The 16,862-nt window shown below is 61.8% G+C and carries 11 protein-coding genes; 2 read left to right on the top strand and 9 right to left on the bottom strand.

Annotation, left to right across the window (positions count from 1 at the left end; translation table 11 throughout):
• Positions 1-127 precede the first annotated feature (127 nt).
• The 5 genes from OK142_RS21755 to OK142_RS21775 form a co-directional block, all read right to left on the bottom strand.
• Positions 128-841, bottom strand: a complete 714-nt coding sequence (locus tag OK142_RS21755) for a 4'-phosphopantetheinyl transferase family protein (RefSeq protein ID WP_498685126.1) — start codon at positions 839-841, stop codon at positions 128-130.
• Positions 842-871: 30 nt separating this feature from the next.
• Positions 872-1,627, bottom strand: coding sequence for a 2,3-dihydro-2,3-dihydroxybenzoate dehydrogenase (gene dhbA, locus OK142_RS21760; protein WP_498685127.1), 756 nt, complete (start codon positions 1,625-1,627; stop codon positions 872-874).
• A gap of 13 nt (positions 1,628-1,640) precedes the next feature.
• On the bottom strand, positions 1,641-2,510 hold the full coding sequence (locus OK142_RS21765) for an isochorismatase (protein ID WP_498685128.1): 870 nt from the start codon (positions 2,508-2,510) through the stop codon (positions 1,641-1,643).
• Positions 2,511-2,606: 96 nt separating this feature from the next.
• Complete coding sequence (locus OK142_RS21770; protein WP_498685130.1) at positions 2,607-4,232, bottom strand: (2,3-dihydroxybenzoyl)adenylate synthase; 1,626 nt, start codon at positions 4,230-4,232, stop codon at positions 2,607-2,609.
• Positions 4,233-4,250: 18 nt separating this feature from the next.
• Complete coding sequence (locus OK142_RS21775; RefSeq protein ID WP_498685131.1) at positions 4,251-5,426, bottom strand: isochorismate synthase; 1,176 nt, start codon at positions 5,424-5,426, stop codon at positions 4,251-4,253.
• A gap of 81 nt (positions 5,427-5,507) precedes the next feature.
• Between OK142_RS21775 and OK142_RS21780 the strand changes: the two genes are divergently transcribed.
• The gene (locus tag OK142_RS21780) at positions 5,508-9,947 is read left to right on the top strand and encodes an amino acid adenylation domain-containing protein (RefSeq protein ID WP_498685132.1); all 4,440 of its coding nucleotides are present in this window, start codon (positions 5,508-5,510) and stop codon (positions 9,945-9,947) included.
• Between the two features lie 44 nt (positions 9,948-9,991).
• Positions 9,992-11,338, top strand: a complete 1,347-nt coding sequence (locus tag OK142_RS21785) for a condensation domain-containing protein (RefSeq protein WP_498685133.1) — start codon at positions 9,992-9,994, stop codon at positions 11,336-11,338.
• Between the two features lie 265 nt (positions 11,339-11,603).
• Here the strand turns inward: OK142_RS21785 and OK142_RS21790 are convergent, their stop codons facing one another.
• The 4 genes from OK142_RS21790 to OK142_RS21805 all read right to left on the bottom strand — a co-directional run bounded on the left by OK142_RS21790 (position 11,604) and on the right by OK142_RS21805 (position 16,840).
• Positions 11,604-14,471, bottom strand: coding sequence for a condensation domain-containing protein (locus OK142_RS21790; RefSeq protein ID WP_498685135.1), 2,868 nt, complete (start codon positions 14,469-14,471; stop codon positions 11,604-11,606).
• A 78-nt stretch (positions 14,472-14,549) separates the two neighbouring features.
• Positions 14,550-14,828: a phosphopantetheine-binding protein gene (locus OK142_RS21795; RefSeq protein ID WP_498685136.1), complete on the bottom strand. Its 279-nt coding sequence runs from the start codon at positions 14,826-14,828 to the stop codon at positions 14,550-14,552.
• Positions 14,821-15,654, bottom strand: a complete 834-nt coding sequence (locus OK142_RS21800) for a siderophore-interacting protein (RefSeq protein ID WP_498685137.1) — start codon at positions 15,652-15,654, stop codon at positions 14,821-14,823. The genes OK142_RS21795 and OK142_RS21800 overlap by 8 nt, the downstream gene beginning before the upstream one ends.
• A gap of 232 nt (positions 15,655-15,886) precedes the next feature.
• Positions 15,887-16,840, bottom strand: a complete 954-nt coding sequence (locus OK142_RS21805) for an ABC transporter substrate-binding protein (RefSeq protein WP_498685138.1) — start codon at positions 16,838-16,840, stop codon at positions 15,887-15,889.
• Between the last annotated feature and the right edge of the window lie 22 nt (positions 16,841-16,862).

The raw sequence follows: 16,862 nt of genomic DNA on the forward strand, positions 1-16,862 counted from the left end.
AGTCTGTCTCCACCGTTGCTTGTTTGGAATCATTCCAGCAAGGTGCCTACCGTCTCAATATTTCATGCGAATGACGGGAAGGGCAGTGGAACTGGTCATTTTCCCTTCAACGAGGCCGCTTTCTTCGTTAGCGCCCGATCATGATCCGGGTGACGAGAAAGCCGTCGAAGCGGCAGAAACGGAAGGGAATCTCCGTTCCCCTGTGCCATTCACCGCCTATGTCGGCGGTCAGCCGCAGAGAGGCCGAGCCGTTGTCGTCTAAGCCGGATAGTTCGGCCGCATCGAAAAAGAAAAAACGTTTCACTGTCGGATAAAGCGCCTTGAACAGGCTTTCCTTGGCCGAAAAGATCAAGCCGGTGATGAAGGGATCGATGTCATTCCCGAGGCTGTGGCGTTCGTTTGCCGTCAGGGCCTGCACGGCGATATCGCCGGCCTCCTCCTCGGTCAGGAGTCTTTCAATATCGATGCCGATGCCACAGAACCGCTCGGAAGAGCCGACAATGGCAATCGCCCGTTCATGGCTGTGGGAAATCGCGCCGATCGCGCCTTCTGGCCAGATCGGCGCGCGGTCCTCTCCCATACCGGGAAAGGCGGCGCGGCCGGTGAGGCGGCGGATGGCTTCTGCCGCACATCTGCGCCCGGCGACGAATTCTGCCTTGCGTCTGGGCAGGGCGTATAAAAGCTGCGGCGGCAAGGGAGGGACCTCGCCGCCACACCCTTCGTCGGCGCTGTAGTGAAGGGTGACGCAATGGCAATCGCATCTGCCATCCGGCCAAGGCCAGATGGCCTCGGGTGGATCGCCGGAAACGGCTTCGCGGTGAAACGCCGGTGCAACTGCCATATCCGTCACCTCCATCAAGCGGACCGATGTTCAGGCCGCGAGCGTGGCGCCGCCGTCGACCACGATTTGCTGCATCGTCACATGGCCGGCCTGATCGGAGGCGAGGAACAGCACCGTATCGGCGATATCGTCCGGCCTTGCGATCTTGCCGAGCGGAATGCCGAGCTTGAACTGCTCGGGCAGGCCGGCGACCAGCCGGTCCTTGCCGGAAGGATCGCTCAGCATGCCGGCAAGCATCGGCGTATCGGTGGAGCCAGGGGAGACGACATTGCAGCGCACGCCATAGGGCGCGAGTTCAAGGGCGGCACAATGGCTGAGGCTGACCAGCGCTGCCTTGGAGGCGCAATAGGCCATCATGCCGATGCGCGGCACGACGGCGGCGTTGGAGCCGACATTGACGATGGCCCCATGCCGCTGCCGTTTGAACACACCGCTCCATTGCCGCAGCAGGTAAAAGGGTCCTGCGGCATTGACGTCCATGCAGGCTCTCCAGTCTTCCGGCGTCAGGCTTTCGCTGTCGCCGAGCCGCAATATGCCGGCGGCATTGACCAGAATGTCGAGCCCGCCCCACTCCTTCTCTATTGCCTTGCTGACCGCCTCCACCGCCGCTGCGTCGGTGATGTCGAGCGCGATCTGGCGGAAGGGCGCATCCGTTGCATTGGCGATAAGGTCGAGGCCGATGACCTCGGCCCCTTCCTCGGTGAAACGCTCGGCGATGCGGCGACCGATGCCCTGCGCGGCGCCCGTCACCAGCACGCGCCGTTCGGTAAATCTTCTCTGCGTCATCTGGTCCGTCCGCTCAGGCTGCGAGCCGCTTTTCTTCGATCAGCGCCCACCAGGCCGAAAGCGTCGGCACACGGGCAAGCTCATCGAAGCCCACGGTGACGCCGCGTTCCTTCAGTTCTCCGGCAAGCTTCATCACCTGCAGCGAATCCAGACCGTAGAAGATCAGGTTCTCATCGGGGTCGATGTCGCTGTCGTCCTCCACCAGTTGCAGGACACGGGCTTTCAGCCATTCGCTGATATCGGTGGCTTCGCCCGAACCGGTAAGGCTTGCAGTATCGATCACCACGCCGCAGCGCGTCGCCACATATTGCAGCGCCATGCGGTGTTCGCCTTCGGAAAAATCGGCGACGCCGTCACCGATCATGAAAGGCTGGATATCCTTCATGAAGGCTTCCACCGCCGTCATCATGCAGCCGATATGGGCGTAAACGCCGCCGACGATGATCTGGTCGCGGCCCCAGCCTTTCATGCGTTCTGCAAGATCGGAGCGCTGGAAGGCGCTGTAGCGCCATTTGGTCAGCACGACGTCATCCGGGGTCGGCGCAAGCTTGTCCACGACCTTCTGCAACTCCGGATCGACGACGGTAAGCCCCGGCCCCCACATGTCGTTCAGCAGCGCGCGGTCGCCGGGCGGCTGGTTATGTGGCTGGGCGGTATAGATGACCGGCACGCCGTTCTGGACCGCCCAGGCCTTCACCCTGGCGAGATTGTCAATGAGCGTGGTCATCAGCTTGCCGTCGGTCTCGTAGAACCGCAGGAAGTAACGCTGCATGTCGTGGATCAGCAGCACGGCGCGCTTGGCGTCCGGCTGCCATTTGGTCTTGTTGGCCGGAAAGCTTGCCGAGATCGGCATCGGATAATCGGAGATTGTGGGGATCGTCATAATAACCTCAGTGGTTTGGCTGCGCCGGTTCAGGCGGCGCGTAATCTTGTGGGTTGGGACGCCCTCTCGAGCGTCCCTATCGATTTAAGGGGCACCTCAGGCGCTGACGGCAACGGGCGCTGCCAGCAGGTCGCGCAGCTTTTTCTTGTCGATTTTGCCGACGGCGGTGAGCGGCATGGTCTCGATGAAGCGCACCCGGTCCGGCAGCTTGTAATCCGCGACGCCGAGACCGGCGAGATGCTGGCGGATGGCCGGCGCCTTGAGCGCGGGATTGCGCGACACGACGAAGACGCAACTCTTTTCGCCGAGAAGTTCGTCCTGCATCGCGACCAGTGCGGCATGCGTCACATCCGGATGTCGCAGGATCAGGTTTTCTACCTCTTCCGACGCGACCTTTTCGCCGCCGCGATTGATCTGGTCCTTCACCCGGCCAACGACCCGCAGATAACCTTCGGGCGTGCGCTGCACGACGTCGCCGGAATAATAAAAACCTTGGTTGTCGAAGACGCGGGCGCTGTGCTCGGCCGCACGGTAATACCCCCTGAACGTATAGGGGCCGCGCGTCGCCAGCATGCCGGCTTCGCCTTCGGGCACGTCGTTGCCGTCCTCGTCAACGATGCGGATCTCGTCATCCGGGCTGATCGGCCGCCCTTGCGTGGTGAAGACGATGTGGTCCGGATCACCCGCCCGGGTATAGTTCACCAGACCTTCCGCCATGCCGAAGACCTGTTGCAGTGCGCAGCCCAGCACCTCCGGCACCTGGCGGGCGAGAGCTTCAGCGAAGCTTGCGCCGCCGACCTGGAGCAGCTTGAGGGATTTCAGCCGTTCGCGATGGGCGGGAGCCACCTGCAGCCACAGCGCCACAGCCGGCGGCACCAGAGGCACGATATCGATGCCATGTTTTTCGATGAGGTCGAAGCAGGCAAGCGGCTCCGGATTGGCCGCCATGACGACCGCACCCCCGGCATGGAACACGCCGAGCGCGCCGGGCGAACTCATCGGGTAATTATGCGCCACCGGAATGGCGCAGAGGAAACGGGTCTGGGGAGAGAGTTCGCAGATTTCCGCGCTGGCCCGGGCACTATAGCCATAGTCGTTATGTGTGCGGGGGATCAGTTTTGGCGTACCCGTGCTGCCGCCGGAAAGCTGGAACAATGCCACCTCGTCGGGTGCCGAAGGGCCGTAGGGCGGCGCATTTTCGGCAGGCGACGCAAGCCATTGTTCAAGGCTGCGCTGCGGCTCCATGTCGCCGAGCAGCAGCGTCAACGCAAGCTGCGGAGAGACAAGTTTCAGCGCATCCAGAAACGTGTCAGTGGCAAAAAGCTCGTGGGAACGCGAGCCTATCACCAGCTTCGGCGCGATCTGCTCGGCATAGGAGGTCATTTCCAGCTTGCGATGGCTGAAAAGCGCGTTGACGGGTGCGGCACCGATTTTCATCAAAGCGAAAAAGACGAGATAGAACTCGGCGATATTGGGCAATTGCACCAGCGCGGTGTCGCCCCTGCTGATGCCCGCCGCGGCCAGATGCCCGGCGAGATTGGAGGATTGCCGGTCGAGATCGGCATAGGTGAAGCGGCGTTCGCCGCAGATCAGCGCGGTCGCATCCGGCCTGCGTTCCACCTGCTGGGTGAGGATGTCGCTGAGCGGTCTGTCGATCCAGTAGCCGCGGTCGCGGTATCGGCGCGCCAGATCGTCGGGCCAGCGTTCAAATTCGATTGTCATGGTTTGTCCCTGGGAAAATTAGGCAGAAAGACCGCAGGCGTTCAGCATGGTCTTGAGCTTGGTCTGCACCTCGGCCCATTCGGATTCGGGCTCCGAGGCCTCAACGATGCCGGCGCCCGCAAAGAGCCGCACGGTTTCCCGCTGCACGGTGCCGCAACGGATTGTCACCACCCATTCGCCGTTACCCTCGGCATCCGTCCAGCCGACCATGCCGGTGAACAGCCCGCGCTCGAAGGGCTCGACGAAGCGGATGAGGCGATGGGCGCGTTCGGTGGGGAAACCGCAAACGGCCGGTGTCGGATGCAGCAGGCACGCCAGTTGCAGCGCGTTGGTCTGAGGATCGGCAAGACGACCCTCGATACGCGTCGAAAGATGCCACAGAGCGGCGGTGTTGATGAGGGAGGGCTTTTCCGGAACGTCGATTTCCGCGCAGCAGGGCGTAAGCAGCGAACGGATATCCTCGATCACCAGGCTATGCTCGTAATGGTCCTTTTCCGACGCCGCAAGACGGTCGGCATTGGCCTTGTCCGCCACCGGGTCGGTCATGCGTTTTGCCGAGCCCGCGAGCGGGTTCGAGATGACTTTTTCACCCTGCTTGCGGATGAGGAGTTCGGGGCTCACGCCGATCAGATCGCCGCCATCGGGCAGCGGAATGCGGAATTGGTAACCCTCGCGGTTCTGTTTGGCGAGGCTGGCCAGCAATCTTTCGACATTGACCTCGGAGGCGAAGGTCAATTCGCGCATCACCGAAAGCACCGCCTTGCGGACATCGGAATGGCGGAAATTGACGACGGCATGCTCGACGGCGCGCTTGAAACCGCTCTCGTCGGGCAGGCTGTTCTGGCCGACAAGCGCCGGCATGGCCGAATCAGTCGAGACCGGAGCGGTATCCTTCGAACTCCACTCATAGTTGTCCGGAATATAAAGGCATGAGGGTTCGCTGACGTCGAAAGGGATTGCGCCAATGGCGATGGGATTGTCCTGTCCCGCCCTGCGTGCCCGCTCGAAAGCGCCCTTTATTGCCTGCTGCAAAGGGCTTGCAACATCTTCACCGCCCCGGGCGGGAAGCGTTATCTTTTCGCGAATACCTTTGGCCCGCAATTGTCCGGTGCCGGAAGTAAATAGAAATTCTCTATCAAAATCAGTAATTTCGTCGGATTCGACGTCATTCGTCCTGAGTGCTCCCGTTTTCATGGGATGCCTCCTGTGCGAGTGGTTGACGATGGCTTATACTTGATTATGATAATCATGTTTTGTCAATCGGTGCAAATTCACATGCTAAATTTAACCCCCATGCAGGTTGCCTACTGGGTTGGCCGAGAGGCGGACGGGATACTCGGAAAAGTTACGCCGCATCTTTATCTCGAGTTCGAGGGCCAAGGGCTGGAGGCGGAAAGACTGGCTGTCGCGGTCGAGAAACTGTGCCGGCGTCACCCCATGCTCAGCCTCAGGATCGATGCGGAAGGGCACCAGACGGTGGACCCTGTCGGCCGGCCGCTCCGCCTCGATGTGGAGGATATGACGGCGCTCAATGCGGAGGCGCTTGCGCATCGTCTTACCGCCAAACGTGAGGAGTGGAGCCATCGCCGGGCCGATCTGCGCGTCGCCCCGCCGGCTGCGGTTTCGCTCAGCCTGCTGCCCGAGGGCCGCGCCCGGCTGCATGTGGATACCGATATGCTGGCGATCGATCCGGCCAGCGTGCGAATCGTGATGGAGGACCTCGCCCGGTTTTATGAAGGCGGTGCAGATGAAGGCGAGCTTTCGGCTGAGTCGACGCCGTCTTTTTTCAGCTGGGCAGAACGTCTTCTCTCCGATCCGGAACTTAGGGCCCAGCGCGAACGCGACCGGCTGTGGCGGCGGCAACAGATCGCCGATATTCCAGACGCCCCGCCATTGCCGTTCTTTCCCGATGACGCGTCACGCGCCGTTCATACCGATCGCCTTGCCGCGACGCTTTCACCGGCTGAACGCAGCAGTCTGGAACAGCTGGCGCGGCGCTGCTGCGTGACCACGTCCACCCTCCTGCTCGGTGTTTTTGCCCTGTCGCTCTCGCAGGCGACGGCTACGGAAAAATTTCGGCTTTCGGTGCCGGGCTTCTGGCGGGCGCCTTTGGTGGAAGGGGTCGACGGTATCGTCGGCGAATTCTCCAATGTGCTGGTTCTCGGCGTCGATATCCGGCCTGCGGAAAGCCTCGAAAGGCTGCTTGCGCGGCTGTTCGGGGATATGAACGGGCTATTGGCGCACCAGTCCTATCCCGGTGTCAGCGTCATGCGTGATCTTTCCCGCCTGCGCGGCGGCTTGCAGACCTCACCGGTGATCTTTACCGCCGGGGTCGATCTTCCGGGCGGCGAACTGTTTTCAGAGCGTATCGGGCGGGTGTTCGGCCCGATGATCCACACCGTCTCGCAAGGGCCGGGAGTTGCGCTGGATGCGCAGGTGGCAGCGCTCGATGGCGGGCTTTTGATCAACTGGGATGTGCGCCTTGATGCGCTGCCGGAAAGCTGGCTGCGAGCCCTGTTCGACACCTATGCCGCCCTTCTTCGCCGTCTGGCCGCCAGCCCCGATCTCGTTTCCGAAACCGTGGAGCGATTCGGCTTGCAAGCGCCGGAAGCGACCGCGCAGACAAAAGGAAAACCCATGGAGCGGCCACTCTCAGCCTTGCAAAAGGCCTATCTGCTCGGTCGCGGCACCCACCTGCCGCTGAGCGGCGTGGCGATGCAGGAGTTCCGCGAGTATCGCGGCAATATCGATCCGGCATTGCTTCGCTCGCGCCTCACCGCAATGGTCGGGCGGCATGAAAGCCTGCGCACCCGCATCGATGAGCGGCGTCTGGTGCAGGTTGTCTCCGCAGAACCGGAAATCAACCTTGATATTGTTGATCTTTCGAACCTGTCCTCTGCCGAAGCCGAAGCGCGGATGGACACAGTGCGGCGGGATTTCTCGCATGCCCATTTCGATCTTGCCGCCTCTCCCTGGCAGGTCACGGTGTTTCGTCTGCCGGAGGTTGCGGCGGGGGATAGCGTGGCGGTTTTCCTGCGTTTCGACGCCCTCATTCTCGACGGGCGGGGAATAGCCAGCCTTGCGGCGGAACTCTTCGATGATGTCGTGCCGCCCGCATCAACCGTCGCAACCACCGCCGCGCAGCAAGATATCGCGGCGGCCCGTGCCGAGGATGCGGCCTATTGGGCTGAAAAGCTTGAGGGCGCCGAAGTGCCCTCGCAACTCCCCTGGAAAGCCCCGCTCGAAACCATTGCCGTTTCGCGTTACAGCCGCCAGAGCCTGACCGTAGAAAAACAACGCTTTACCGCCTTTTCACGGATCGGCGCGAGAGAGCGGCTGTTCAAGAATTCGGCGCTGACGGCGGTGATCCTCGATGTACTGTCGCTTTGGCTGAACGAAGGCGCTCTCGTCGTCGGCATTCCCGTCGCCCCGCAGGTGGAAGGCGCCTTTGCCAATCGCTCGAGCTTCATCGCGGTCAAATGGGATGCGGCCAAGGGCGATTTTGCGGAGCGGGCCGCAGCGTTGCAAACGGATGTGCTGGAGGGCCTCAACCATCTGGCTTTTTCGGGAATCGATCTCAATCGCATCCTTCTCAACGCCAATCCCGGTGGACTCGCTTTGCCTGTCGTCATCACCAACGGCTTATCCTGGCCCACGCTTTCGCAAAACTCAGCGCTGCGTTGGACGGACGGGTTGACCCAGACACCGCAGGTGGCGCTGGATTTCCGTTTTTCGCAAAATCCGGCTGGCGATCTCGTCCTCGATATCGATTATGCGGAGCAGGCGATCGATGCCGCAATGGTGGCGGATATTTTCGGTGCCATAGAGCGTGCGATTGCCGCGATCACCGCCAGCGGGACGTTCTCGATGAATTCCCGTGAGATCGTCGACCTGTCCCACTACCGGCTAAACGGCGACGAGCGGAACTTCGTCTGCCCACCATTCCTGGAACGGATCGCCTCTCATCTTTTCGAAGGCGACCGATCGCGCACGGCGCTCATCAATGGCAAACGGCGAATCTCCTATGGCGAACTCGGTCAGATGGTGGCCAGGGCGATGGCGGGCCTGAAGGCCCGGGGCGTTGGCCGCGGCGATGTCGTGGCGGTGTGCCTGCCGCGTAGTCCCGAGCACACGGCCGTCACGCTGGCCGCCGCCCTGACAGGCGCCATCTGGGTGCCGATCGATGCGGGCTCGCCGGAAGACCGCCTGCGCTACCTGCTGACCAATTGCCGCCCGGCCATCATCGTTGCCCGTAGCGTTCCGCAAGGCTTCGACGCTATCGATCCCGAGGAGCTTCTGGCAACGCCAGCCACGTCCGGTGTGCCCGTTGACGCGGCGGAACTGGCGGCACATTCGGCAAGCGAAGCGCCCGCTTATTACCTCTACACCTCCGGCACGACAGGCAAACCGAAATGCGTCGTGCTCTCTAACAGGGCCACGGCCAATGTCATCGGCAGCACGCTTTCGGAATGGGCGGTGACGGAAAACGACGTCTTCATCTCCGTTACGCCTTTGCATCACGATATGTCGGTCTTCGATGTATTCGGCGCACTTGCCGCCGGTGCGACGCTGGTGCTGCCGGAACCCGGCGAGGAAAAGGATGCGGTTCGCTGGAACGAACTGGTGGCCGAACATGGCGTGACGCTGTGGTGCTCGGTGCCGGCCATCCTTGAAATGCTCCTGTCCTGCCGCCGTGGCGATCAGCTCGATTCGCTCCGGCTCGTCGCGCAGGGCGGTGACTACATCAAGCCTTCCGTCATCGAGGAGATGTGCCGGCTGAAACCTGAACTTCGACTGATATCGCTGGGCGGGCCGACGGAAACGACCATATGGAGCATCTGGCACGAGATCGTGCCAGCCGATACCACGGCGATACCCTATGGGCATCCCTTGCCCGGCAATCGCTATTTCATCCTCAACGATCAGGGCGGCCATTGCCCGGCGGGTGTCGTCGGCCGCATCCACACAGTGGGTGTGAATGTGGCAATCGGTTATCTGGAGGATGGTGCCATTACCCAGACGGATTTCGTGACGGTCAGCGATACGGACGGAAATGCATTGCGGGCTTTCCGCACCGGAGACCGGGGCCGCTACCGGCCGGATGGCAAGATCATGTTCGCAAGCCGGGTGAACGGTTACGTCAAGGTGCGCGGAGTGCGGGTCTCGCTGCCGGATGTGGAAAACGAACTTATCCGCCACCCCTCCATCCAGCGGGTCCTGGTGGTGGACTACGGCGCCGAGCAAAAGGGGGAAGCCGCCATCGGCGTGCTTTATGTTCCGATGCCCGGCCTTGAGCTTTCCGCCGCCGATCTGCGCAATTTCGCCCGCAGGCATCTGCCGGAATCGCATGTGCCCGGCCGCTTTCTCAATGTCACCGATCTGCCGCTATCGGCCAATGGCAAGCCGGATCGCCGCCGCGCCCGCGAATTGCTGACGGCAGCGGAACCGGCGAAGGCACCTGCGGCTGCGACAATCCAAGTCGCCGATCAGGGTGATCGCCGGGTGCTGGATATCTATCTTGGCGTGCTGGGCAAAAACCCGGCGAATGTCGACACCAGTAGCGATTTACTGGCGCTTGGCCTCTTGCCTTCGCATCTGAAGGCCGTCTCGGCCGAAATCCGCAGCGCCTTCGGCGTCGAGCTTTCGCCGCAACAGCTTTTGCGGTGCCGCAACGCCAAACAGGTCAGTTCGCTTTTACCCGCCTCGGCGGCATGAGGCCTCACGGCCAGAAATCACAGGAATAATCCAAGGAAAAACAGATGGCGCATATCGATCCTGCCGGCGGCTGGCTTCCCCTGACCCAGCCGCAACTCGATTTCTGGGAGGAATTTTCCTTCCATCCCGACGAGCCGGTCTCCACCGTCGCCCATTATATTGAGCTTTCCGGTGCCGTGAACGAAGGCGCCCTGCTTGAGGCGATCAAACGCACCGTGCGCGAATCGGAAGTGCTGTCGATCCGTTTTCGCCTTGGTGAGGATGGCGAGACGCCGCAGCAATGCTGCGATCCGCTCCACGCTCCGGTGGTGGAGCTTGTGGATCTACGCGCCCATTCCACCCCCTTCGAAGAAGCGTTGCGGCGCATGAACGCGGATGTCGAGGCAAGGCTTGATCTTCGAACCGACAGGCTCTCCGCACAGGTGCTTTATCGCATCACTGATGATCGTTACCTCTGGTACATCCGCGCCCATCATATCGTCGTCGACGGTTATGGCCTGACGCTGGTGGAGCAGCGCTGCGGGCAACTTTACGGGCACTATTGCGGCAAGGGCGAAGCGGGTCCGGATTTCCATCCTTTCCCCAGTTTTCTTGCCGAAGAGGACGCCTACCGGCAAAGCCGCCGTTTCGAAAAGGATCGCGATTTCTGGACGGCCTATCTCGCGCCGCCGGTGGATTTGCCGGTGCTGGACAAGGATTGCGAGGATTACGGCGGCGGTGGCCTACATGCCGATGCGGGATTGCCGGAAGGTTTCAGCACAAGGCTGCAACAGATATCCGGCGCACTGGAGATCGGCTGGCCGGACCTGCTGGTGCTGCTTTCAGGCCTTTATCTTCACCGCGTCCTGCCGCGCCCGAATCGCGATGTGCTGACTTTGTGGCTGCCCTTCATGAGCCGCTGGGGCAGCGTCGGCGCGCATATGCCCGCCATGCTCGTCAATATTCTGCCTTTCCATCTGACGATAGAACCGCAGGAGACCCTTGGCGGCTTCCTTGCGCGCAATGCCGCCAATCTGCGCAGGCAGCGCCTGCATGGCCGCTACCGCATCGAACAGATCGCCGCCGACCGCGACATATCCAAGGGCAGTCGGTTCTTCTTCTCACCGCTCATTAATGTCCTGCCCTTCAGCGCACCGGTCTTTGCCGGGCTTGCCGTTATCAGGCACATTCTCGCCAATGGTCCGGGCGACGGGTTCAACCTGACCTTCCGTGGCGAGGATGACGGCAGCGACCTGAACCTGCATATCGACGCGGACTCGGCGCTGACGGAAGCGGACGATTTCGCGCGCTATCGCGAGGAGCTGCCGCTGTTTCTCGATGCCATGCTGCGTGGCGAGGCACTGGCCCTTGCGGCAGAAGAGGTTTCCGCGACGTTCCGTCTGGCGGTTTAAGAAGCCGTGTGCCCTGCACAAAAGGGGACGGAAATCTCTCCCCGTCATACCGGGCTTGACCCGGTATCCAGCCGCCGCGTGTCTGCGCGGCGAGAAGAGTCTTTCGCGATCAATGACTTGATCGCACTGGACCCCGGATCTAGTCCGGGGTGACGGGGCGCAAATGCTGCGGCTTCGTCAAACAGATCTACGCAAAGGAATTGCCAACAAAACAAACCCGGCGCCGCCACGCGAGCCGGGTTTTTCTATGTTCACTTGCCCGCACTCAGGCCAGCGTCGTCAGCATCCGGCTCGAAGCGCCCGCCTCGGCGAAACGGCTGAAGACGCTGCTGGTGGTGCTGCGCAGCCGGTCGACATCGTCAGGGCCGTAACGGTCGGAGCGGTAGCTCATCAATACGCGGATGGAGCGTTCGCCGCCGATCGTTTCTTCCATCACCTCGAATTGCAGCCCCAGCATGGATTCGTGCTTGTCGGGATCGATCTGGCGGAACTCCACGGGTTTGCCGTCTGGCCCTGTAAGAGTGCCGTTCAGTTTGTTCTTGGCGTGGATCTGAATGAATACCTCGAACAGATGGTCGCGGCCCGGTGTCATGCCGAGCGCCTCTTCGACGAGATCGATCGGGATTTCGCTGTGTTCCAGGGAGCCGTTGACCGTGTTCTTCACCGAGGAGATCAGTTCGCCGACCGTCATCTCCGCGCGGAAACGCACACGATGGGCAACGACCGTGGTGAAATAACCGATCGTATCGAAGTAACCGCTGTCGGTGCGGCCGGACGCCGACGTGCCGACCACCAGATCGTTCAGCCCGCCGAGATGCCGCAGCGACGCGGCGATGGCGGCATAAACGACGTTGAACAGGGAAGCGCTGTTCTGCTTGGCGATGGCGTAAAGTCCATCGCTGACGTGTTTTTCCAGCTTGAATTCGATCCAGCCGCCCGCCGGCGCCTCGTCATGCGAAGCATCTGTCGGCGTGCTGTTTTGTCCGTTGAGGACCAGGCCCTTCGGTGCATCCCGCAGCATATCGGTCCAGTAGGCAAGGTGGCCGCCGTTGACGCCCGATGCCACCTGTTTTCTGGCGAATTCATGGAAGGGTGCGGGCTTGCTCGCAAAGACGGGGGCCTTGCCCACCGCCCTTGCCCTGTAGGCCTCGGTCAACTCGTCCATCATCAGGTTCACCGACCATTCGTCCAGCACGATATGGTGGAAGAGGAAAGAGAGCACCTGGCCGCCGGTTTGCGGATTGCGCAGGAAACGCAGCCGCATCGGCAATTCGCGGGCAAGATCGAACAGCCAGGAAGCCTCCGCGTGCCGATCCACACCTTCGCTTTCTTCGCTGGTCCAGAACCATTTGTAGCCGGGCAGGTCGTGCATCGGCACGATCTTCTGCAGAACTGTCCCATCCTCGACGTAAAAATGGGTTCGCAGACCGGGATGACGCTCGATAATATCGAGGAATGCGCATTCGAAGGCGTTCTCATCGACGGGATTAAGGAAATCGAGCGCGAAAGGAATGTTGAAAATCTCGCCGAAACCGAAGGCGGCATAGGCTTTCCAGAGCGACATTTGCGCCAGCGACAGTGGCGCGGTAAGCGAGCCGGTTTCTGTCGCCTCCGCCTGTGCGGGTGCTGCGGTTTCGAGGCGGGTCGCCTGTTTTGCAAGCGCTGCGGCGGTGGGATAGCTGAACAGGTCGTTGAAACGGACCTCGATGCCGTGATTGCTTAAGAGGCGTCCGATGATGCGGGTGGCGATCAGTGAATGGCCGCCAAAATCGAAGAAATCGTCATCCGGCCCCATGTCGGGAGATACAAGCGCCTCGCGGAATTCGGCAAGGATCGTTGCGGCAGTCTCGTCGTCGCTCGAGTAAGAGGTGGCGGGCAGGGATGCTGTCGTCGCCAGTCCTGCGGACGGGATCGAATGCGTGATATCGGAAAAATCCGCACCGCCTTCGAGATGGGTGACGAAGCGTTCCAGCAGGAACGCCGTCGCATGCGGGGAGGTCTCCTTGCCACCTGTCAGCTCCAGACGGATATGGCCGTCAACCGTGCTGCCGGCGGCAAGCGTCAGGCCGAGGCCGGACTGGAGCGAGGGGAGCGGCAGGCGCTCGAACCGGAGCCGCTCGACGGATGAGGTTTCAGCTGACGTTGCCAGCGCTTGCAAGGTGAAGGTGGCCGCTTCGTCGTTGTGTTTGCTGCTGTTTCCGATTTGCCGTCGCAGGCCCGCCAGCACGGCCTTTTCGGCCTCCGGCAGCGACTGGCCACGCGGGATCGACACGCGGGCGACCACATCCGCAAGAAGCGGCAAGCCGGTCTCGCCGCCCGATTGCAACGACAGGCGCAGGGTAACCGTATCAAGGTTGCCCTTGATTGCGATAAAATGTGCGAAACGGGCGCCTGCGCGTGCCAGAAGCGCTTCGGTCGTGGCTGAGCCGTCGAGGTCAAACAGGGCGGCCGGAAGATCGACGCCGTGGCTATGGCTCGCTGGTTTCGCCCCGCCGTCCCGTAAAGAGATCACATGCGTGCCGGAGGGCGACCCCTTCAACCAGGGCAGCGGAAGTGGATTGACGATGCCGGTTTCGGCGATGCGCGGTAAAAGCGGCTTTGGTGCCTCGCCGGCATAGGCGGCGGCAATAGCTTCCAGAAGAATCTGCGGCGACAGGGTTTCGCCAAGCAGGCCATGCACCAGAAGCGCCAGCAGCACCTCTCCTTCGCTCAAAAGCACGATCGCCTGAAACGGCGGATCGATTTCCGCGTCGTAGGGGCTTGCCTGAAGGTCGTGCAGCAGGGCTATCGCCTCGTCTGTCGAAGGCGCCTGAAACAGCTGCACGAGAGAGGCCGATGGCGCTTCGACGCTCTTGGCAAGGGTGCCGTCTTCTCCGAAGGAAAACCGCACGCGAAGCTGCGGCCAGGCCTCGCAAACCGTCTCTAGCGCCGATGTCAGGCGCAGAAGGTCGCTCTCGCCGCCGATGCGGTAGGTGAGAAGGTGCCGGAAGACCTGATCGGGGTCCTGAAATTGCGCAAACCAGACCCGCTCCTCATATTGGCTTGGCTGCGATCCGTCCCGCGGGAACGCGTCCGCACCATCGAAGGTTTCTTCGATGCGACGCGCAGGCATGCGCGAATTGTCTGCTGCCATGGTCCTCTCCTTGGAAGTGCTTGGGGACATGTCCGGGGGCGTCGCGCCCGCTGCGGCAAGTCCCGTCTTTTGTTGGGATCAATGTTCCGCGCGCGACCGTTCGATCAGCGCCTGCCAGGCGGCAAGCGTCGGCTGGCGGGCGAGATCATCATAGTCAAGACGCGTGCCGGCGAGTTGCGAAAGCGGCGGGATCAGGCGCATGAGGGCAAGCGAATGAAGCCCGCAGCCGAACAGGTTGGCATTCGGCCCGATATCCCCCACCTCATCGTCGAGAACCTTGGCGAGATGAGCCTTGAGTTCCGTCGTCATCATTTTCGCCTCCAGCCTCGCCCCCGCCGCGACTACCGGCTCACTCATCGAAATGATCGTGAACGCCGCTTGCGCCGCGCCGCCAGTAGCCGGAAGCGCGGGTCCATTTGGGATTTGCACCGAATTCGCCGACGAGAAGGGTGCGCAGGTCTTTCGCGGTTTTTGATTCGCAGGCGACCCAGCTGAAGAAATCGCCCTTCGGCAGGTCGAGTGCGCGCAGCGCATCCGTCAGGGCGTCGGCGCCGCCTGCGGCCTTCGGCGTTACCCAGATGATCGAAGCGTCGGCTTCCGTGGCGAGTTCCAGGCGGTCAGCTTCCGTCCCGACCTCGATCAGGGCCACGACGCGGGTGCCCTCAGGCATTTCTTCCAGTCGCCGCGCCAGCGCGGGAAGGCCGGTATCGTCGGCGACAAGCAGATGCCAGTCGAAGGTAAAGGGAACGGTGAACGAGCCGCGCGGACCTGCGATCCACGCCTTGTCACCCACCTTGGCGGATTTCGCCCAGTTGCTGGCGGGACCGTCATGATGCGTGGCGAAATCGATGGTGAGTTCACCCTTTTCGGCATCGAAGCTGCGCGGCGTGTAATCGCGCGCCAGCGGGCGGGGTGCACCTTCGGGAAATTCAAGGCCGTTCGGGCCGATCACCGGCAGGTTGGGCTCGGTTTCACCGGGAAGCGGGAAGAACATCTTGACGTGGTCGTCAAAACCAAGGCTCTCAAAGCCCTCCAGTTCAGGCCCGGTCAATACGATGCGCACCATGGAGCGGCTGAGTTTTTCCACGCGGGCCACGTCAAGGCAGCGCAGCTTGACGGCGTAGCGATGGCGTTTGGGGGTACGATCCGGAACGCCGGTTTCAATGCTTTGTGCAGTGCTCATGTTGCTAAGTTCCCTGGGATATCGCCGATGGGGGGTCGACAGTTTCGCTGTCCCGGATCGGCATGCCGGACAATCGCGCACCGGAGTTTCCGGCGGGAGATCCGACGTCGTTGCGTCAAGATGCGCGAACCATAACAGGCGGTTCCGGCGCTCGCAATATAAGTTTCTCCAAAAACTCAAGTTTATATCCGGCGCATGGTTTGCGCCGGAATTGTGCGTGCGGCAGGGGAGGTTAGCGGCGGCCTGCCCAGCTCTCCACCGCGTCCAGCGTGTGCAGGGCGCTGGGGATCGATGGCGTCGTCACCCGGGTGGAATCGAGGAAAACAATCCTGCCCTCGCGTGCCGGTTTGACGAAGCGCTCCCAGCCGGGAATGATCTTTTCAAGTGCGGCGCGCGTTCCGGCTTCACCACGGGCGGGGCTGTTATAGCTGTTCATCACGACCAGCAGATCCGGGTTGAGCTTGCCGAAAGCCTCGGCACTGAGCGGCATTGTCAGGGTCGAACCCAGCCCGCCCGACGATGCGGCGTTGTCGATCTTCAGGCGCGTGTAACCCAGATCCTCCAGCGCCTGCACCGCGCCGGACATGTCGCCGACCGCGTTGATCTGGTCGGTCAGCAGAATTGCGAGATAGGTCTGGCCTTTTGCGTTGTCGCCGAGTGCTTTTTTGACGGAGGCAAGTTTCGCGTCATAGGTCTTCCGCCGCTCCGCAAAAGCGTCGCCTCTGCCCACCAGACGCGAAAGATCTTCCTCCACGCTGAAGCCATAGGTGTGGCCGGTGCTTACCTTTTGCAGATAGACGGGCGCGACGGTGGAAAGTTGCTCGGCCTTGCCGCTATCCATTTCCGTTGCGACAATCAGATCGGGTTGCAGCGCCCTCAGCTTTTCGAGATCGATCTGGCCGACTGCGCCAAAACCTTTCGGTTTCGTACGGCCTTCACCGAGAACGGTGTCGATGAAATCGACGGCGGTGGCGAATTTGCCGTCGCTGTTGCGGCCATAGGCGCCGACGACGTTGGCGCCGAGATCCATCAAGGGCACGCCCAAAAGAGGCTCGTGCATGACGACGATGCGCTGCGGCTGTTCCGGAACGGAGACTGTGCGGCCGGCGGCATCGGTGACGGTTCGCTCAGCCGCAAGGCTGCTTCCGGCGGTCAGAAGTGCTGCAACGAGGATGGCAAATCGCATGGCATTCCCTTTGTTCAATATA

The organism is Agrobacterium sp. BT-220-3 (assembly GCF_025910175.1).
Taxonomy (GTDB): domain Bacteria; phylum Pseudomonadota; class Alphaproteobacteria; order Rhizobiales; family Rhizobiaceae; genus Agrobacterium; species Agrobacterium oryzihabitans.

Coding starts and splice junctions, on each gene's coding strand:
- OK142_RS21755 (WP_498685126.1), bottom strand. CDS start 841: ATGGCAGTTGCACCGGCGTTTCACCGCGAAGCCGTTTCCGGCGATCCA.
- dhbA (WP_498685127.1), bottom strand. CDS start 1,627: ATGACGCAGAGAAGATTTACCGAACGGCGCGTGCTGGTGACGGGCGCC.
- OK142_RS21765 (WP_498685128.1), bottom strand. CDS start 2,510: ATGACGATCCCCACAATCTCCGATTATCCGATGCCGATCTCGGCAAGC.
- OK142_RS21770 (WP_498685130.1), bottom strand. CDS start 4,232: ATGACAATCGAATTTGAACGCTGGCCCGACGATCTGGCGCGCCGATAC.
- OK142_RS21775 (WP_498685131.1), bottom strand. CDS start 5,426: ATGAAAACGGGAGCACTCAGGACGAATGACGTCGAATCCGACGAAATT.
- OK142_RS21780 (WP_498685132.1), top strand. CDS start 5,508: ATGCTAAATTTAACCCCCATGCAGGTTGCCTACTGGGTTGGCCGAGAG.
- OK142_RS21785 (WP_498685133.1), top strand. CDS start 9,992: ATGGCGCATATCGATCCTGCCGGCGGCTGGCTTCCCCTGACCCAGCCG.
- OK142_RS21790 (WP_498685135.1), bottom strand. CDS start 14,471: ATGGCAGCAGACAATTCGCGCATGCCTGCGCGTCGCATCGAAGAAACC.
- OK142_RS21795 (WP_498685136.1), bottom strand. CDS start 14,828: ATGAGTGAGCCGGTAGTCGCGGCGGGGGCGAGGCTGGAGGCGAAAATG.
- OK142_RS21800 (WP_498685137.1), bottom strand. CDS start 15,654: ATGAGCACTGCACAAAGCATTGAAACCGGCGTTCCGGATCGTACCCCC.
- OK142_RS21805 (WP_498685138.1), bottom strand. CDS start 16,840: ATGCGATTTGCCATCCTCGTTGCAGCACTTCTGACCGCCGGAAGCAGC.